The following is an 18466-nucleotide window of genomic DNA, read 5'->3' as shown; positions in this document are numbered from 1 at the left end:
ACCGCGGACAGGGCTGGGCGGGCCGGGCCGCCGGGCCGGGGCGTAGGGCTCGGCGACTAGCGTGGAGCAATAGGAAACCTACCGGCCGGTAAGTGGCTGGTGCGTCAGGAGGGGAAGCGCGATGTCTCGTGTTCGTAGGATTGCTACTGCACTGATTCCCGCCGCTGCTGCGGCAGGGCTGATGGTCGGTGCAACCGGTACTGCGGCGGCCGCGCACTCATATTCGGGGGAGGGTTACCAGGGGATCTCGTTCGACCGGAATGAGACACGGGTCCTGCGTGATCTGGGAGCTGGCAACGCGATCGACGCTGTCGTCCCCGCGGAGTGGTCCGGCGTGTACCTCGATGATGGATCCGTCTATGGCACTCCGCTGCCGTACGTCGATGCCACGACCCAGCAGTTGATCGACAAGACCGTCGCCCGCGGCGGCTTCATGCAGTTCAGCGTGAACGATCCGGCTATCTGGGGTAGCCGCTTCGACGTCATCCAGCAGTGGTGAGCGAATGTCCTGGTCAGTGTACGTGGTGCGGTTCTCCGACGGTCGTGATGTTCCGATGGACCGGGCCGCAGTGGAGAAGGTGCTGAACCAGCACACGGTCGAGGGGACGATGGAGTCCGGGGCTGTGGACCTGCTTCTCGAGTCGCAGTGCCACAACCATGTCTTCGTTGATCTGACCGACGACGAGCAGTCGATTGCGGCGATCAGTTTCCAGCGTCCCTCGGGTGACGAGATATGGAACGTCATCCACCAGATTCTGCAGGCGACCGGTGCTGTGCTCATCGCCCCGGAAGGCGAGATCGTGGTCAGTTCCCCCGATGCTCTCGTGGGCTTGCCGGATCCGTTCGACGAGTACCCGTACACCGTTGCGGGATCTCGCGCCGAGATGCCTTGGGGCTGAACTCCTCTGGGCAGGTAGGCGAGGCGTGGGCCGGCCCGGGTCGGCGGGGTCGGTCCCACGTTGGTGGGTTCAGTGGATCGTGAGCCCTGGAATCACTGGCCGCGTGGGCCAATGCTCACCTCCGAATCGGCAATTCGCCGAAGGGTCTGGGTGAAGCGGCTACATTTCATGACGTCAGTCAGTAGGGGTACGCCAGACGAGCTAGGGGTGGGGAAATGGCAGTCAAGTTGTTCAACCCGGAGGGGCTTCCGAAACCCGATGTGTACCGTCAGCTTTCGATTGCGGAGGGCTCGAGGATCGTCTTTCTCGCCGGTCAGGTGGCCCGCGACGCCGACGGTAACCCCGTCGGTACCGGCGACTTCGCAGCCCAGGTCGAGCAGGCATACCTGAATATCGGTCGAGCACTGGCCGAGATCGGCGGGTCGTTCGATGACGTCGCCAAGCTGACGATCTACGTCGTCGACTGGAGCCCGGAGAAGTACCCGCTACTGGGCGAAGGTGTTTCCCGTGCTGCGGCCAAGCTGGGCGTCGATCCGACCAAGCCCATCACGCTGCTCGGCGTCGCCGCACTGGGGGAACCGGACATCATGGTCGAGGTCGAGGCAACTGCCGTCCTCGACTGAAGGGCAGGTGATCATCCCGCTCGGCGTGGGGCACCATGGTCGGGTGACGGACTCCAAGAGCACGTTCGTTCGCGCGACCGGCGCCGTTGCTGTCGCGACTGCCGCAAGTCGGGCAACGGGATTCGTGCGCACCCTCGCGCTGGCTGCGGTGTTGGGCACGGCCGCGGTCGGGGACGCCTACAACGGTGCGAACAGCCTGCCGAACATGGTGTACGAGCTCCTTCTCGGGGGCGTGATGAGCAGCGTCCTCATTCCGGTCCTCGCGCGTGCACGGCTGCGTGGTCGGACATATTCGCGTGTGCTCACCCAGCGTCTGCTGCTGGCGACGGTTCTCGGTGCCGCAGTCGTCACCGCGGCCGCGGTGGTGACCGCCCCACTCCTCGTCGCCGCACTGGTCAAGGATGCCGAGCAGTCACGGTTGGCGACCACGATGGCCTACCTGCTGTTGCCGGAGATCTTCTTCTACGCCGTCGCGGCGACCGTGACGGCCGTGTCGAACGTGCGTGAGAGCTACGCGCCGGCCGCGTGGGCACCGGTGGCCAACAATCTGATCGTCCTCGCAACGGTCGGTGCGTTCGCGCTGACGCCGGGCCCGGTGACGTTGACGCCGTCGTCGATGACCACCGCCCAGGTGCTCGTCCTCGGTGTCGGCACCACCGCCGGAATCGTGGGCCAGGCCGCGTGGACGGTGGCGGCGTTGCGCCGCACCGGGTTCCGGTGGAGTTGGCGGGTGCGGCCGGTGCCGTACACGTGGCGGCCGGTCCGTGTCGGAGGGCGGCTGCTCGGCTGGGTGGTGCTGTACGTCGCGATCAGTCAGGTGGGTGTCGCCTTCGTGCTCAGGGTGGCGTTCAGCCACGGCGGCGTCTCGACCTACACGTACGCCGATCTGCTGTTCCAGGTCCCGTACGGCGTCCTCGGCGTCTCCCTGCTGACCGTCCTCATGCCGCGCATCGCCCGCGCGGTCGCGGTCGGTGAGCACGATGCGCTGGTGGCCGACATGGGCCGTGCCGCCCGGTATTCGGTGGTCGCGCTGGTTCCCGCCGCCGTCGCGATGACCCTCCTCGGGCCGCTGCTGACCACAGTGGTGTTCGTCGGCCGTGTGGACGTGGACGCGGCCCGGCTCATCGGGTTCGCGCTCGCGTTGTCGGCGTTCGGGCTGCCTCCGTTCGCTCTCGTCATGCTGCAGCTGCGTGTCTTCTACGCGGGCAACGACATGCGCACGCCGACGCTGATCAACGCCGCGATGGTGGCCACCAAGGTCTGCGTCGTCGCCCTCGGAGTAAGCGTCCTCCCCAGCGAGACGATCGCGGTGATGCTGCCCGTCGCGAGCTCCCTGTCGTACTTCGTGGGCGCCGTCGTCGGCCACCTGGTCCTGCGCCACCGCTACGGGCTTCTCGGCTTCCACACGGTTCTCGCGACGTTGTCGCGCGTGCTGTGGGCGTCCGTTGTCGCCGGGATGGTGTGCGTCGCGGCCGTCGGACTGTCACATCACCTCGTCGCCGACCCCAGGCAAGCCGCGGCGACCGCGCTGCTGGCGGCCGTCGCCCTCGGTGCCCCGACCTTCCTGTTCGCCGCCGGCCGGATCGGGATCCCGGAGGTCCGTAATGCCCGGGCGCTGTTGGTCGGTTGAGGGGCGCGGCCGGCGTCAGTTCAGTTCGAGGCGGCGTCCCATGTCGGACAGGAACACCCCGTTCGGATCGATTCGTCGGCGCACTTCGGTCCACTCGTCGATGCGGGGGTACATCGCGCGGAAGGTCTCGGCGGTGGTGCGCGAGTCCTTGGCCGTGTACAGCCGACCGCCGATCGCGAGCACTCGTCGGTCGAGTTCGCGCACGAGGTCGTCGACACCCCTCCTGATCGGGAAGTCCAGGCAGACGTTCCAGCCTTCGGTCGGGAAGGACAGCGGCGCCCGGTTGCCCTCGCCGAACATCTTGAGGACGTTGAGGAAGCTGACGTGCCCGGACGCCTGCACGTACCGGATGATCTGCTTGAACTCGCCGATCCGTCCGGGCGGAACCACGAACTGGTACTGCAGGAAACCCTTGGGGCCGTAGGCGCGATTCCACTGACCGAACCCGTCGAGGGGATGCAGGAACGTGGTGATGTTCTGGATCCGGCCGGTGTACGTCGCACCGGTGCGGTAGTAGCCCTCGCTGAGCGCGGAGAACGTGAGTTTGTTGCCCAGGCCGCTCGGGAAGATGTCCGGCAGCGTAAGCAGCTGCGGCGCATCGAACTTCAGTGGTGCTCGGCGCAACTCGCGTGGGAGTTCGTCGACCGTCGCCAGGCGTCCCCGCGTGAAGTAGCCGCGCCCGAGGCGGGGCGGTGCGGAGATCGAGTCGAACCAGCCCGCGCTGAAGTCCTGTCCGTCCTCCCAGCCGTCGAGGTGCAGGTCCACCGTCTCGTCCAGGGACCTCGTCCGAGCGCCGTCCACGAGGAAGTACGCCGTCTCGGTGCGTTGCAGGCGCAGTTTCGCCCGCAGGATGATCCCGGTCAATCCGATACCCGCGACGGTGGCCCAGAACAGCGCGCCGTCCGGGTCGTCGGGCCCGCCGTCCGGGGTCAGGGTCAGCACCCGACCGTCCGCGACGAGCAGGCTCATCTCGGCGACCTGATTGCCGAAGCTGCCGGTGGAATGGTGACTCTTGCCGTGGATGTCGTGGGCGATCGCACCGCCGACCGTGACCTGCCGGGTGCCGGGCAGGACCGGAACCCACAGGCCGAAGGGCAGGCAGGCCTTGATGAGGGTCTCGAGGCTGACACCGGCGTCGACGTCCGCGACGAGCGTTCGATCGTCGATCGAATGGATCCTGTCGATCCCGGTCATGTCTACGGTCAATCCGCCACTGTTCTGGGCGGATTCGTTGTACGACCGGCCCAGCCCGCGTGCGATGACACCGCGCCGCAGATACGCGGGCTTGTCCGAATTCGCGTCGGCGACCGATGCCACCGCGTCGGCGAGAACGGCGACATCGTTCGTCGCGAGTACCTGTCCGTCGATCGGCGTCGTGCGTGTCCACCCCGTCAGCCGGCGGCGTTCCACCGGCAGGCTCGTAGCCGTAGTCGTCCCCATGGCGGACAACGTACCGGCGTCCGTCCGGCAACCGGGGTGGGTACGAAGTTCCGGGTGAATTTCGAGCGGGTGGCGTCGAACGGGACATCCCGCGACGTTTCAGTCGGTATGGTCCTCAACCGATGCCGGTGCTCAGGGGTGCTCGGCGCAGATCTACGACCGGCCGTGGGCACGTGGGGTGCAGGCCGCACATGGGGAGGGTGTTCGCATGAGGAATTCCGAGATCGGGCGCGCCCGGGTTCTCGCGGCCGCGGTGGTCGTGGCAGCCGCGTCGCTGCTCGCGGTGCCGGCCACCGCGTCCGCCGACAACGGCGTCCCCGCCGCCTTCGACGCCTCCGGCGCTCACCTGGTGAAGTCGACGACGAACTCCGACCGCAAGGTCACCATCTCGGTGTACTCGCCGTCGATGGACCGCGACATCCCCCTCGAGGTCATCCTGCCGGCCGACCGCAGCCAGCCGCGTCCGACGCTGTACCTGATCAACGGCGCCGGCGGCGGCGAGGACTCGGCCACCTGGCAGCGCAACGCCGACGTCATGGACTTCTTCAAGGACAAGAACGTCAACGTCGTCACCCCGCTCGAGGGCGCGTTCAGCTACTACACCGACTGGCAGAAGGACGACCCGAAGCTGGGCCGCCAGAAGTGGCAGACCTTCCTCCTCGAGGAACTTCCGCCGGTCATCGACAAAGAGTTCGGCACCAACAAGGTCCAGTCCGTCGCGGCGATCTCCATGACCGCCACCTCGGTGCTGAACCTGGCGATCGCCAAGCCCGGCTTCTACAAGAGCGTCGGCTCGTACAGCGGCTGCGCCGAGACCAGCACGTGGGCCGGCCAGAACGCGATCAAGGTGGTGACGGGCCTGCGCGGCGGCGTCGACGTCACCAACATGTGGGGACCGTTCGACGGACCCGGCTGGGTGCAGAACGATCCGGTCGTGAACGCCGAGAAGCTGCGCGGCACCCAGCTCTACATCACCTCCGGTTCCGGACTGCCCGGCCCGCACGAGCGGCTCGACGATCCCGGGATCGACGGGCGACCGTTCGCGCTCGCCAACCAGGCCGTCGTCGGCGGTGTGATCGAGGCGGCCACCAACTACTGCACGCACAACCTCGCCAACCGCCTCGCCGAACTGAAGATCCCCGCCACGTTCGACTTCCGTCCCGGTGGCACCCACTCGTGGGGCTACTGGAAGGACGACCTGCACAACTCCTGGGACATGATCGCCCGGTCGATGGGGATCTGAGCGGCCGACCCGTTCCGCGGCGGTTCCTGTCGGGCGCGGCCGTAGCGACCGCCGGGCTTCCGCGTCGCGCGATCCGATAGTTGCGCTACGTACCTTCGGGTTGGTTTCATCGTCGGGCACACGTGGTCGGGGAAGGCACTGTGGTCGGGGAGGAAACGGGGAGGTTCGGCAGTCGTGCCGTATCTGGGTTTGATCGTGATGATCCTGTGGATCGTCTGTCTGGTGGACGTGATCGTCGCCGACGAGTACGCGGTTCGGAACATTCCGAAGGTCGGCTGGGTGATCGTCGTCCTGCTGCTGCCGTTGATCGGGTCGGTGCTGTGGCTCGTGGCCGGACGACCCGAGGGCGGCTTCGCCGCGCCGCGCCGTCCGGCGCCGTCATCGGCGTACCCGGAGTACGAGCGGCCGGGCCGGCACATCGCGCAGGACACGGCGGCCGACGAGGAGTTCCTGCGCCGCTGCCGCGAACGCGCCGAGGAACAGCGCCGCATCGGGCGTGAACAGCGTCGGGCGCAATCGGGGGAGTGACCGTTTCGCGCGGTTCCGCTCCGTCGTGTGATTACCCGGGGAGGGAAACCAGTTCGACGGTCTGACCGTCGACGGGGTCGGGCGGGAGGAGTGCGAGCGCCTCCCGCCCGATCAGTCCCGCCAGGTGCGCGGTGCGGACCACGGTGTCGGCGCGCCACGTCCCGTCCACCTGCCGGGTGACGGGCACGATCCGGGTGACGGACGTGCTCGCGTCCGCCGCATTCGACACCGACCCCGACATCGGAACCGTCGGCGTCCGCGCCGTCAGTCCGTCGACGATCGCGGGCAGCATCGTCAGCGCCGTCGCCACCGCGGCCACCGGGTTGCCGGGCAGCCCCAGCACCACCCGCCCGTCCGGAAGCAGCGCCGTCAGCTGCGATCCGCCGGGCCGGCATCGCACCCGCCCCACCAGCGTGCGCGCCCCGACCCGTGACAGGGCGCCGCGAAGCTGATCGGCCGCGCCGCCACCGGTCGCACCCACCACCACGATCACGTCGGTGTCGCGGGCGTCGTGCAGCAGCGCGTCGAAGCCGTCCGCGGTGTCCCGCAGGTGGGTGTTCGCGACGGTCCGAACACCGCAGTGGCGCAGCATCTCCGGCAGGACCGGTCCCACGGAGTCGCGGGTCTGTCCGGCGCGCAGCGGGCCGTCGCGGCGGATCTCGTCGCCGGTCACCACGACGTGCGCGCGCACCGGTCCGCGCACCGTCGCCGCGGTCACCTCGCCGCTGGACGCCGCCGACGCGACCGCCGGCGTCACCGTCATGCCCGCCTCCGCCAGATGGTGACCTGGCTGCCAGTCCTCGCCCCGCCGCCGGGTGTCGTCCCGGACGGGAGCGTCGGACCGTCGCCGCAGCGTGCCGTCGGGATCGGGTGCCGCCTCGACGTGTTCGTCGCGGATCACCGCGGTCGCCCCGGGCGGGACCTGTGCGCCCGTCGCGATTCGGACCGCCTCGCCGTCGGCGACGGTGAGGTCGGCCGAGGAACCGGCGTACCGGATCTCGCTGCGCAGCCGCCACGGTCCCGGCCCGGCCACGGCGTACCCGTCCATCGCGGAGACGTCGAAGCGGGGCAGCGCCTCCGCCGCGACCAGGGGAGCGGCCAGCGTCGCCCCGAACGCCTCGGCGGGAGCGACTTCGCGAACAGGCAAGGGCACCAAGGAATCCCGAATGAGCGCCCGTGCGCTGTCGATATCCATCGGTTCCGGCGGCTGCGCGGCCCGGGCGCGCTCGACATCGGCGGGTGTGTCGCAGTCGGCGGCCCCGGCAACCGCGAGGGTGACGTGGCGGTCCGGCATCAGCGCCTTCATCGGCTGGTTCTCGCGGCCGGCGAGCGCATCCAGCCGGTCGGTGAGCGCCGGACGCCGCCACGCGGACAGCAAGAACTGCACGTGACCGGACTCGTCCACCGCGAACGAGGCCTCGGCATCGGGATGTTCGACGAGCGCCGCCACCAGTTCCGTGACGGTCCGCTGCTCGAGGGCGGGCAGATCGGCCGCGAGGACGACGACGATGCCGTCGGGAGTCCCGTCGAGCGCGGCCAGCCCGGCGGCCAGCGCTGCGACCGGACCGGCACCCGCGGGGGATTCCTGCGTCTGCACGATCCGCGCAGGCAACTCGTCCCGACGCGGACCGACGACCGCGATCCGGTCACAATCGTCGACGGCACCCAGTGCGGTGTCCAGCATGCGGCGTCCGCCCACGACGATCGCCGGTTTGTCGATGCCGCCCATGCGGGTTGCTCGCCCGCCGGCGAGGACGATCGCGGCAGTCGGCTGGCGGGGTTGGCCGATGGTCGTCATGGGTCAATGCTGCCGCATGTATCGCACGCGCGCGGAACGCCCGCTCAGAACCGGTGGCGCGCCGCCGCGAGATCCACCCGCCCGTCGCGGATCGGCACACCCTCGAGTTCGAGCTTCGCCAGCTGTCGGTGCGCCAGGTGCGGAGCGGGCCGACCCGACGCGCCCAGCACCCGGTGCCATGGCAGGTCGGCGGCGTCGGTGCGCATGATCCACCCGACGGTGCGGGGGCTGGACAGTCCTGCCGCGGAGGCGATGTCGCCGTAGGTGGCCACACGGCCCGGTGGGATCGACGCGACCAGTTCCCGGACGCGCTCGATCTGTTCCTCGGTGGTGGCCGCCACGGCTGCGCCTACAGGAGCTTGCGGACGTACGTCGCGACGTCGTCGGGCTTGGCGTGCGCGACCATGTGGTCGCAGTCCAGGTCGGCGATCGTGAGGTCGGGGCCGAGGTGCTCGGCCAGCGCGGCGCGGAACTCCGCCGTGACGTACGGCGGCTGCACCCGCAGCGCCTGCACGAGCACGGTCGGGATGCCCTTCGGGGGGAGGACGAAGTCACGCGCCATCTCGCCCCAGGACGCGACGACGGCCGGGATCGACATGCGCCAGCCGACGCGGCCGTTGTCGAGGTCGATCAGGTGCTCGGCGAGGTCGGCGTCGAGGACGTCGGCCGGAACGTCCGCCCACGCCCCGTGCACCTTCTCGGAGCGGGCCTCCGCGGCGTCGGTGTAGTCGGGGTGCGCGGCGACCAGTCCGGCGATCCGGCCCATGGTCTCCGGGTCGAGGCCGATGGCCGGGTCGAGCAGGACGATGCCGCGAATCCGGTCGGGCACGGCCTGGGCGAGGTGCAGCGCGATCGCGCCGCCGTACGAGTGGGCCACCACGACGACCGGGCCGGTGGCGTGCTCGTCGAGCACCTCGACGAGGTCGCCGACGTGCGTGTCGAGGCCCCACGGCGGGGTCCACGGCGACCGGCCGTGACCGCGCAGGTCGGGGGCGATGACGCGGGTGTCGCTCAGTTGGTCCGAGCCGAGGGCCTCCCACCGTCGGCCGTGCCCCGTGAGTCCGTGGAGGGCGAGCACCTCGGGTGCCCCGGGGGTGCCGAACAGGTAGGTGTGGAGACCGCGCATGGCGTTCATGATGCCGGATGCGATCGGTGTCGGACGCGTCTGGTGAGATTCTTCGCATGACCGATTCCGGCGCACGCACCAGGCCGTCGGCTCCGTCCGCGCGCCTCGTGGGCCGCACGGTCGCGGAGCCGGCCGCGCGGACGTGGGCGCCCGGCCCGGCACGGGTGCTGACCGGCGCGCCTCCCGGCCGCGGCTGGCACCCGTGGCAGATCCTCGGCGGCCCCGGGACCGGCAAGACGTCGCTGATCGTGGACGCCGCGGTGGCCCGGATCACCGCCGGAGCCGACCCGGAATCGGTGCTGGTGCTGACGCAGTCGCGGCGCGCGGCCAACGCCGTGCGCGAGCAGATCACCTCGAGCCTGCTCGCCGCGGAAGCCGCGTCCGGCCCCGACGGGCGTCCGCGGGCGACCAGGGAGCCGCTCGTGCGCACGGTGCACTCGTACGCGTTCGCGGTGCTGCGCCTGCAGGCCGCCGCGCACGGCAACCCGCCGCCGCGATTGATCACCGGCTCCGAGCAGGACTCGGTGCTGCGCGAGCTGCTGCGCGGCGACATCGCCGACGGCGCCGCGACGTGGCCCGAACGGTTGCGGCCGGCCCTCGGCATGACGGGGTTCGCGGTGGAATTGCGCAACCTCATGCTGCGGGCCAACGAGCGCGGGCTCGGGCCCGAGGACCTGATGGAACTCGGGCACGCGCACGACAAGCCCGAGTGGGTGGCGGCCGGCCGCTTCGCGATGCACTACGAGCAGGGCATGCTGCTGCGCGGGTCGGTCGGTATGGAGGCGCCCGAGGCCACCGCGCCCGCCCTCGACGCCGCCGAACTGATCAGCGCCGCGCTCACCGCGTTCGCGACCGACCCGGACCTGTTGCACCGGGAGCGGGCCCGGGTGCGGCACCTGCTGGTCGACGACGCGCAGCACCTCGATCCGCAGGCCGCGCAGCTGGTCCGGCTGATCGGGACGGGCACCGCGATGACCGCGGTCGCGGGCGACCCCGACCAGTCGATCTTCGCGTTCCGGGGAGCCGACGCGCGGTTCCTCACCGAGCTGGCCGACCGCGACGACCCGGCGCAGGTGGTCCTCGACACGAACTTCCGGTCGGCGCCCGACGTCGCGGCCACCGCGGCGCGGGTGGCGGCGCGGCTGCCCGGCAATCCGCCGCACCGCGGGGCGAGCGTGCCGGTGCCGGACGACGACGCGCGCGGCCGGTCCGTGGTGCGGGTGCTCACCTCGCCTGCCAAGGAGGCCGCGCTCGTCGCGGACACGCTGCGGCGCGCCCACCTGATCGACGGCGTGCCGTGGTCCGAGATGGCGATCGTCGCGCGCTCGGTGCCGCGGGTGCTGCCGCCGCTGCGCCGGGCGCTGCTCGCCGCGGGGGTCCCGGTCACGACGGCGGCGAGTGAGCTGCCCCTCGCGAAGCAGCACGGTGTCGCTGGTCTGCTGGCGGTGCTGCGGGCGCTCTCCGGCGGCGAGTTCACCGGCGAGGACGCACTCGCGCTGCTGTCGGGGCCGATCGGCGGGGCCGACCCGGTGAGCCTGCGGCGACTGCGCCGCGGCCTGCGCCGCGCGGAGCTCGCGTCGGGCGGCGACCGGGACTCGGCAGAGCTGCTGCGGGCGCTTCTCGTCGACGGCCCCGACGCCGACGGGGTCGCACACCTGCTGCCCGGCCTCACCGACGTCGAATCCCTCGCCCTGCGAAAGGTGCTCAAGGTGTTGCGCCGGGCGCGCGTGCCGCTGGACCGCGGGCGCGGCATCGAGGAGGTGCTGTGGGCGGCCTGGCAGGCGACCGGTCTCGAGCGGCGCTGGGCGGCCGCGTCGGCGTTCGGTGGGCCGATCGGTGCGCAGGCCGATCGTGACCTCGACGCCGTCGTCGCCCTGTTCGACGCCGCCGCCGACTACGTCGACCGACTGCCCCGCGCCCAGCTGTCGGGATTCGTGGACTACCTGGTGGAGCAGGAGATCCCGGGCACCGCCCGCGCCCGCGCCGTGGCAGCGCAGGAGACCGTCACGATCCTGAGCGCCCACTCGGCCGCGGGCCGGCAGTGGCGGGTGGTCGCGGTGGTGGGCGTGCAGGAGGGCCTGTGGCCGAGCCTCGGCGCCCGGGGAACCCTGCTCGGCACCGAGGAACTCATCGACCTCACCAGCGGGGTGGGGCACGTCGACAAGACGTTGTCGAGGACGGCGCCGTTGCTCGCCGAGGAACGCCGACTGTTCCTCGTCGCGTGCAGCCGAGCGCAGTCGTCGCTGCTGGTGACGGCCGTGGACTCGTCGAGCGGGGACACCGATCTGGTCCGCTCGCGATTCGTCGACGACCTACTCGGGGCCGACGAGTCCGACGCCGACGACACCGACGTCGCGCCGGTCCAGGACGAGAACCCGCGCGTGCTGGCGCTGCCCGCACTGGTCGCGGAACTGCGCAGCGTCGTGTGCGACCCGGACGTCCCCGCCTCCGACCCGGAGCGGCAGCGCCGGGCCGCGCACCAGTTGGCGCGGCTGGCGGACGCCGGCGTCCGGGGCGCGCACCCGGACCAGTGGTACGGCATTGCCGAGCCGAGTTCGGATGCGGCGCTGTGGGATCCGGAAGACGGACCCGTGCCGCTGTCGCCGTCGACCATCGAGCTCATCAACAACTGCCCGCTGCGCTGGATGCTCGAACGGCACGGCGGCAGCGACGGGGACAACACGCACGCGATCGCCGGCACGCTCGTGCACACGCTGGTGCAGGCCCTCGCCGGGCACATCCCGCCCGATCAGGTCGACCACGCGCTGGAGACGGCGTGGGACTCGGTGGACCTGGGATCCGAGTGGTATTCGCGGCGCGAACTCGAACGCACCCGCGGCATGCTCGACACCTTCGCGAACTGGCTGCGCGGCACGCGGTCCGAACTCACCGAGATCGGCGTCGAGGTCGCGGTCGACGGCGTGCTCGAGCCACGGGCCGAGGGCGACGCGACGGTGCGCATCCGCGGCCGCATCGACCGCCTCGAGCGCGACACCGAGGGTCGCCCCGTGATCATCGACGTCAAGACCGCCAAGAACGCGGTGACGAAGGAACAGGCGCAGGAACACGCGCAGCTCGCGGCCTACCAGGTCGCGGCGGCGCGGGGCCTGATCGAGGGCGAGCCGGCGTCGACGCCGGGCGGGGCGCGGCTGGTGTTCGTCGCCAAGCCGCACACCAAGGAGGGCGCGACGCAGCGGGTGCAGCTCGCGCTCGACGACGAGGGAGTCGGGCTGTGGGAGAACGTGATCCACGACGCGGCCGCGGCGACGCAGGGGCCGACGTTCACGGCGCGGGTCAACGACGGCTGCCGGCACTGTCCGGTGCTCTCGAGTTGCCCGGCACACGACGAGGGACGGCAGGTGACCGCCGAGTGAATTCAGCAGTGAGCACGCCGGAGGGCCGGCGCCGGGTCGGCCCCGCCGAGCTGGCCGAGGCGCTGGGGCAGAAGTTCGCGCCGACGGCCGAGCAGGCCGCGGTCATCGAGGCACCTGTCGGGCCCACACTCGTCGTGGCCGGTGCGGGCGCGGGCAAGACGGAGACGATGGCGGCCCGCGTGGTGTGGCTGGTCGCCAACGGGCTCGTCGCTCCCGAACAGGTCCTCGGCCTGACGTTCACACGCAAGGCCGCGCAGCAGCTCACCGCCCGGATCCGGAAGCGCCTCGCCACGCTCGCCGGGTCGTCGCTGGTGCGCGACCTCGACCCCAGCGGGGGGCTGCGGGCCCGGATCCTCGGCAGCGAACCCGAGGTCAGCACCTACCACTCGTACGCCGGACGGCTGCTGTCCGAGCACGGTCTGCTGCTGCCGATCGAGCCGTCGGCGACGCTGCTGTCCGAGACCGAGCTGTGGCAGCTCGCCTACCGGGTGGTGAGCGCCTGGGACGGCGACCTCGACACCGACCGCAACCCGGCGTCGATCACCGAGTCGGTGCTGGCGCTGTCGGGGCAGCTCGCCGAGCACCTCGTCGAACCCGAGGATCTGCGCGAGGCGCACACCGAACTCGACAAGCTGATCCACACGCTGCCCGCCGGCCCGAGGCAGAAGGGCGGGCCGTCCAAGAAGCTGCTCGACCTGCTGGAGGTCCAGCACCAGCGGCTCGACCTGCTGCCGCTGGTGCAGCGCCTGGCCGACACCCTGCGCCGCGAGGGTGCGCTCGACTTCGGCAGCCAGATGTCGCTCGCGGCGCGGGTGGCGTCCGAGCACCCGGAGGTGGGCCGCAGCGAACGCGCGCGCTTCCGCGTGGTGCTGCTCGACGAATACCAGGACACCGGTCACGCGCAGCGGGTGCTGCTGTCGTCGCTGTTCGGCGGCGGCGAGGACGCCGGGCTCGCGCTCACCGCCGTCGGTGACCCCATGCAGTCCATCTATGGTTGGCGCGGCGCCTCGGCGGCCAACCTGCCGCGCTTCGCCACCGACTTCCCGCTCGCCGACGGCACCCCGGCCCCCAAGCTCGAGTTGCTCACCAGCTGGCGCAACCCGCCGGAGGCGCTCGAGCTGGCCAACATGGTCTCCGACCCGCTGCGCGACCGGGGCGTCGACGTCAGCATGCTGCGGGCGCGGCCCGGCGCGGTCCCGGGCGACGTCCGCCTGGCGCTGCACGACACCGTCGAGTCCGAGCGCGCCTGGGTGGCCGACCGGATCGCCGAGCAGTACGAGGCGGCCCGCGTCGACGGCGGGAAGCCGCCCACCGCGGCGGTGCTGGTGCGGCGCAACGCCGATGCCGCGCCCATCGCCGAGGAATTGCGGGCCCGCGGACTGGCGGTGGAGGTCGTCGGCCTGGGCGGTCTGCTGCACACGCCCGAGGTCGCGGACGTCGTCGCGATGCTGCGCCTGGTCGCCGATCCCATGGCCGGCAGTGCCGCGGTCCGCGTCCTCACCGGTGCCCGGTGGCAGATCGGTGCCGCCGACCTGCGCGCGCTGTGGAAGCGCGCCGGCGACCTCGGTATCCGGTCGGGCCACGGCACGGCGGGCGCCGTCACCGACGCCGCCGCACTCGACGAGGCGCTCGACAGTGCCTTGCCGGGGGAGCATTCCGAGCAGGCCGGCCTGGCCGACGCGCTCGCCGACCCCGGACCGGCACAGCGCTATTCGGAGTCCGGATACGTTCGGATCTGTGCGCTCGCGGCCGAACTGGCGTCACTGCGCGAGCGGCTGGGACAGCCGCTGACGGAGCTGGTGGCCGAGGTCGAGCGGGTGATCGGCATCGGAATCGAGGCGCAGGCCCGCACCCGGCAGTCCGACGTCGGCGGAGCCGGCCGCGAGCATCTCGACGCGTTCGCCGACGTCGTCTCGGGATACGCGAGCCGCACCTCGGCGACCCTGACGGGCCTGCTGTCGTTCCTCGCGGCCGCCGAGCACGTCGAGAACGGCCTGGCGCCGGGCGAGATCGAGGTCGCGCCCGACCGGGTCCAGGTGCTGACGGTGCACTCGGCGAAGGGCCTCGAGTGGGAGGTCGTGGCGGTGCCGCACCTCACCGAGGGCGTGTTCCCGTCGACGCAGGCATCCGCCACGTGGCTCGGTTCGGTGGCCGAACTGCCGCCGACGCTGCGCGGCGACCGTGCCCTCTCCGACGAATCCGCCGACGGTGTCCCGGTTCTCGACCTCGAGAACGTGTACGACCGCAAGGATCTCGAGAACGAGGTCGACGCGCACAAGAAGGCGCTGGCGACCCGGCGGCTCGACGAGGACCGGCGGCTGTTCTACGTCGCGCTCACCCGCACCGAACGGGCGCTGTTCGTCTCCGGTCACCACTGGACCGAGTCGGGCCCCAAACCGAAGGGACCGTCGCCGTTCCTCCTGGAGCTGCACGACCTGGTCTCGACGTGGGAGGGCGCGCCGCTCGGTGTGATCGACGTGTGGGCACCCGCTCCCGACGACGGCAGCGAGAACCCCCTCACCGCCAGGCCGCGCGAGGCAGCGTGGCCGCGCGACCCGCTGGGGCGGCGCCGGCCCGACGTCGAGCGTGGTGCCCAGCTCGTCCGCGACGCGCTCGGGGCGCTCGACGATCTCCCCTCCGAAGCCGAAGAGCCGGAGGACGATCCGGACGACTGGGCGGCCGACGTGGACGCGCTGCTGGCTGAACGCAGCGCCCGGGTGGCGGGGACGACCGACGTGGAGCTGCCCGCGCAGATGTCGGTGAGTCAGCTGGTGGACCTGGCCGCCGATCCCGACGAGCTGGCCGCGCGGCTGCGTCGACCGCTGCCTTTCCCGCCGAACCCGTTGGCGCGCCGCGGAACCGCGTTCCACGCGTGGGTGGAGCAGCGGTTCGGGGCGACGCGGCTGCTGGACTTCGACGAGCTGCCCGGCGCCGCCGACACCGGTGTCGGCACCGAGACCGAACTCGCCCTGCTGCAGGACGCGTTCCTGCGGTCGCCGTGGGCCGACCGCAACCCGGTCGAGGTCGAGGTGCCGTTCGAGACCTCGGTCGCCGGCACCGTGCTCCGCGGCCGGATCGACGCCGTGTTCGCCGACCCCGACGGCGGCTGGACCGTCATCGACTGGAAGACCGGTGCCGAGCCGTCCGCCGCGAACGAGCGGGCCGTCGTCATGCAGCTCGCGGCCTACCGGCTGGCGTGGGCGGAGCTGATGGCGGCGCGGCAGTCGCACGTCTCCGGGCTCCCTGTCGCGCCGCCGCTGGACAAGGTGCGTGCGGCGTTCCACTACGTGCGCACCGGGCGGACCATCGCCCCACCGGATCTGCCCGACGCGGAGCGCCTCGCGCAGCTGATCCGCAACGCGGGGGCCGAGGCCGAGCCGGACGTGTGACCGGGACCGGGGTCACCGTTCGGTCCCGTTTGCCCGTGCCGTTCCGCGAATTCCGAATCCGGGGCTAGGCTGCGATCCGATGTTGCACGCGAGAAGAAGACAGGGACAAGTGAATGCCCGGTAGGTTGAGAGGGCGGTTCCGGAATTCGGACACGCTGACGGATCGGCCGGATTTCGCCCTCGTCGGCGTGCTCAAGGTTCCGGAGATGCAGACCAGCCCGGCCCGCGCGATCGCGCGGCGGGTGTCGTACGCGCTGGCCGCTCTCGCGCTCGCCGTGGTGGTCGTCTACATCGACCGGGACGGCTACAAGGACGCGCAGGAGAACCAGCTGTCGCTGCTGGACTGCATCTACTACGCCACCGTGTCCCTGTCCACCACGGGATACGGCGACATCACCCCCATCACCCCGACGGCGCGGTTGGTCAACGTCCTGATCATCACGCCGCTGCGGATCTTCTTCCTCATCGTCCTGGTCGGTACGACCCTCTCGGCGCTCACCGAGAGCTCCCGCCAGACGTTCAAGATTCAGCGCTGGAGGCATCGCGTGCGCAACCACACCGTCGTCGTCGGATTCGGCACCAAGGGGCGCACCGCCGTCGACGCCATGCTCGGCGACGGCATCTCGCCGTCGGACATCGTCGTCGTCGACACCGACCAGGTGGTGCTGGACGCGGCCGCGAGCCTGGGCCTGGTCACCGTGCTCGGATCGGCGACCAAGTCGGACGTGCTGCGCCTGGCGGGCGTGCAGAACGCGGCGTCGATCATCGTCGCCGCCAACCGGGACGACACGGCGGTGCTGGTGACGCTCACCGCGCGCGAGCTCGCACCCAAGGCGAAGATCGTCGCCGCGATCCGCGAGACCGACAACTCGCACCTGCTGCGCCAGTCCGGCGCCGACTCCGTCGTCGTCTCGTCGGAGACCGCGGGCCGGCTGCTCGGCATCGCGCGGACCACGCCGAGCGTCGTCGAGATGATCGAGGACCTGCTCACCCCCGAGGCGGGCTTCGCCATCGCCGAACGCGAGGTCGAGCCGGAGGAGGTCGGCGGCTCGCCGCGCCACCTGTCGGACATCGTCCTCGGCGTGGTGCGCGACGGCCGGCTCCTGCGGGTGGGCTCGCCGGAGGTCGACGCCGTCGAGGCCGACGACCTCCTGCTGTACATCAAGCGCGTCAGCAACTGACCGTCCGCGCCGCTGCCCGGCCACCGCAGTAGGGTCGTTCCGTGTCCGACTTCACAGCGCCCGTATTCACGCTGACCGAAACGCCTCTGCTGTCGCGTGCCGCCGTCGACCGTGCCGAGCAATTGCGTTCGGACACGGACGCATTGCGAGCCGGATGGGCCGACGCGTTGCTGCTGCGGGTCAACCACCGCGGGCAGTTCCGCGTCACCGATCGCGAACTGGTCCTCGAACCGGCGACGTCGCTCGGTGCGGAGCCGGTGTCCGGGGCGGTGTTCCTCGGGTTGCGCGGCGAGCGTCACGTGTGGGCGGTCCGGGTGCCGGCGATGACCGGGGAACTGGGCGATCTGCGCATGCTCGGCCACCGACTCGACGAGGCGAGTGCGGGCCTGGTGACGACGGCGGTGGCGCTGCTGAACTGGCACGACCACGCCGGGTTCAGTGCCATCGACGGCGCCCCGACCGAACAGACCATGTCGGGATGGTCGCGGATCAGCACGACCACCGGGCACGAGGAGTTCCCGCGGACCGACCCGGCGGTGATCTGCCTGGTGCACGACGGCGGCGACCGGGTGCTGCTGGCGCGTCAGCCGTCGTGGCCGCCGCGGATGTTCTCGGTGCTGGCCGGCTTCGTGGAGGCGGGGGAGTCGCTCGAGACGTGCGTGGTGCGGGAGATCCGCGAAGAAGTGGGCGTGGACGTCTCCGACGTTCGATACCTGGGCAGCCAGCCGTGGCCGTTCCCGCGGTCGATCATGCTCGGCTTCGCGGCCGTCGGCGACCCCGCCGCCGCGCTCGAGTTCGCGGACGGCGAGATCGCCGAGGCCCACTGGTTCACCCGCGATCAGGTACGTGCAGCGCTCGGCGCGGGCGACTGGACCACGTCGTCGGATGCCGAGCTGTTGCTGCCCGGCTCGATCTCCATCGCGCGGGTGATGGTCGAGTCCTGGGCGAAGGCCGACTGACTAGACGCCGAGCGCCTGCTTGACCTGAGCGAGCGTCGGGTTGGTGGCGGTGCTGCCGTCCGCGTACTTGACGGTGGGCACGACGTGGTTGCCGCCGTTGACACTGCCGACGAATTCGGCGGACGCGGGATCGTGCTCGATGTCGATCTCGACGTACGAGATGCCGTTCTCGTCGAGCTGCTTCTTGAGTCGACGGCAGTAGCCGCACCAGGTGGTCGAATACATGGTCAGGGCAGGAGCTTCGGTAGTCACGGCGCCTATAACACCACGATCGGT

Annotated in this window: 15 protein-coding genes; 10 read left to right on the top strand and 5 right to left on the bottom strand. The window is 71.2% G+C overall.

Annotated elements, in window-relative coordinates:
• Positions 1 to 121: 121 nt before the first annotated feature.
• The 4 genes from ABTV10_RS17715 (at position 122) to murJ (ending at position 3152) form a co-directional block, all read left to right on the top strand.
• Entirely contained in the window at positions 122 to 499 is a 378-nt protein-coding gene (locus ABTV10_RS17715) for a hypothetical protein (protein ID WP_499028938.1), read from the top strand.
• A 4-nt stretch (positions 500 to 503) separates the two neighbouring features.
• Entirely contained in the window at positions 504 to 899 is a 396-nt protein-coding gene (locus ABTV10_RS17710; protein WP_499028936.1) for a hypothetical protein, read from the top strand.
• 215 nt (positions 900 to 1114) lie between these two features.
• Positions 1115 to 1522: a RidA family protein gene (locus ABTV10_RS17705; protein ID WP_499028934.1), complete on the top strand. Its 408-nt coding sequence runs from the start codon at positions 1115 to 1117 to the stop codon at positions 1520 to 1522.
• A gap of 43 nt (positions 1523 to 1565) precedes the next feature.
• Positions 1566 to 3152 carry a murein biosynthesis integral membrane protein MurJ gene (murJ, locus tag ABTV10_RS17700; protein WP_499028932.1) on the top strand — a complete coding sequence of 529 codons (1587 nt, stop codon included), beginning with the start codon at positions 1566 to 1568 and terminating at the stop codon, positions 3150 to 3152.
• A gap of 15 nt (positions 3153 to 3167) precedes the next feature.
• On the opposite strand, the gene dprE1 is transcribed toward murJ, so the two are convergent.
• Positions 3168 to 4592: a decaprenylphosphoryl-beta-D-ribose oxidase gene (gene dprE1, locus ABTV10_RS17695; protein ID WP_499028929.1), complete on the bottom strand. Its 1425-nt coding sequence runs from the start codon at positions 4590 to 4592 to the stop codon at positions 3168 to 3170.
• Positions 4593 to 4800: 208 nt separating this feature from the next.
• Here dprE1 and ABTV10_RS17690 point away from each other — a divergent pair, with 208 nt between their 5' ends.
• Together ABTV10_RS17690 and ABTV10_RS17685 are read left to right on the top strand one after the other, a co-directional pair.
• Positions 4801 to 5835, top strand: a complete 1035-nt coding sequence (locus tag ABTV10_RS17690) for an alpha/beta hydrolase (RefSeq protein ID WP_499028928.1) — start codon at positions 4801 to 4803, stop codon at positions 5833 to 5835.
• 174 nt (positions 5836 to 6009) lie between these two features.
• On the top strand, positions 6010 to 6363 hold the full coding sequence (locus ABTV10_RS17685; protein ID WP_499028926.1) for a PLD nuclease N-terminal domain-containing protein: 354 nt from the start codon (positions 6010 to 6012) through the stop codon (positions 6361 to 6363).
• A 31-nt stretch (positions 6364 to 6394) separates the two neighbouring features.
• Here the strand turns inward: ABTV10_RS17685 and ABTV10_RS17680 are convergent, their stop codons facing one another.
• Genes ABTV10_RS17680 through ABTV10_RS17670 form a run of 3 tightly spaced genes read right to left on the bottom strand, consistent with a single transcriptional unit; the run spans position 6395 to position 9287 of the window.
• A complete protein-coding gene (locus tag ABTV10_RS17680) occupies positions 6395 to 8161 on the bottom strand; it encodes an NTP transferase domain-containing protein (protein ID WP_499028923.1) in 1767 nt (588 codons plus the stop codon).
• 44 nt (positions 8162 to 8205) lie between these two features.
• Positions 8206 to 8502, bottom strand: a complete 297-nt coding sequence (locus ABTV10_RS17675) for an MGMT family protein (protein ID WP_499028921.1) — start codon at positions 8500 to 8502, stop codon at positions 8206 to 8208.
• Positions 8503 to 8510: 8 nt separating this feature from the next.
• Complete coding sequence (locus ABTV10_RS17670) at positions 8511 to 9287, bottom strand: alpha/beta fold hydrolase (protein WP_499028918.1); 777 nt, start codon at positions 9285 to 9287, stop codon at positions 8511 to 8513.
• A gap of 56 nt (positions 9288 to 9343) precedes the next feature.
• On the opposite strand from ABTV10_RS17670, the gene ABTV10_RS17665 reads away from it, so the two are divergent.
• From ABTV10_RS17665 to nudC, 4 genes are all read left to right on the top strand, one after another.
• On the top strand, positions 9344 to 12661 hold the full coding sequence (locus ABTV10_RS17665) for an ATP-dependent helicase (RefSeq protein WP_499028916.1): 3318 nt from the start codon (positions 9344 to 9346) through the stop codon (positions 12659 to 12661).
• Positions 12658 to 16050 carry an ATP-dependent helicase gene (locus ABTV10_RS17660; protein ID WP_499028914.1) on the top strand — a complete coding sequence of 1131 codons (3393 nt, stop codon included), beginning with the start codon at positions 12658 to 12660 and terminating at the stop codon, positions 16048 to 16050. The genes ABTV10_RS17665 and ABTV10_RS17660 overlap by 4 nt, the downstream gene beginning before the upstream one ends.
• A gap of 206 nt (positions 16051 to 16256) precedes the next feature.
• Positions 16257 to 17231 (top strand): potassium channel family protein, encoded by a 975-nt coding sequence (locus ABTV10_RS17655; protein ID WP_499028912.1) that lies wholly within the window; start codon positions 16257 to 16259, stop codon positions 17229 to 17231.
• A gap of 41 nt (positions 17232 to 17272) precedes the next feature.
• Complete coding sequence (nudC, locus tag ABTV10_RS17650; RefSeq protein WP_499028910.1) at positions 17273 to 18190, top strand: NAD(+) diphosphatase; 918 nt, start codon at positions 17273 to 17275, stop codon at positions 18188 to 18190.
• Here the strand turns inward: nudC and ABTV10_RS17645 are convergent, their stop codons facing one another.
• Positions 18191 to 18442: a mycoredoxin gene (locus ABTV10_RS17645; RefSeq protein WP_499028908.1), complete on the bottom strand. Its 252-nt coding sequence runs from the start codon at positions 18440 to 18442 to the stop codon at positions 18191 to 18193.
• Positions 18443 to 18466: the final 24 nt, after the last annotated feature.

Source organism: Paraburkholderia sp. RHO2, assembly GCF_050955445.1.
GTDB lineage: Bacteria > Actinomycetota > Actinomycetes > Mycobacteriales > Mycobacteriaceae > Prescottella > Prescottella agglutinans_A.
This window is presented reverse-complemented; position numbering and strand designations above follow the sequence as displayed.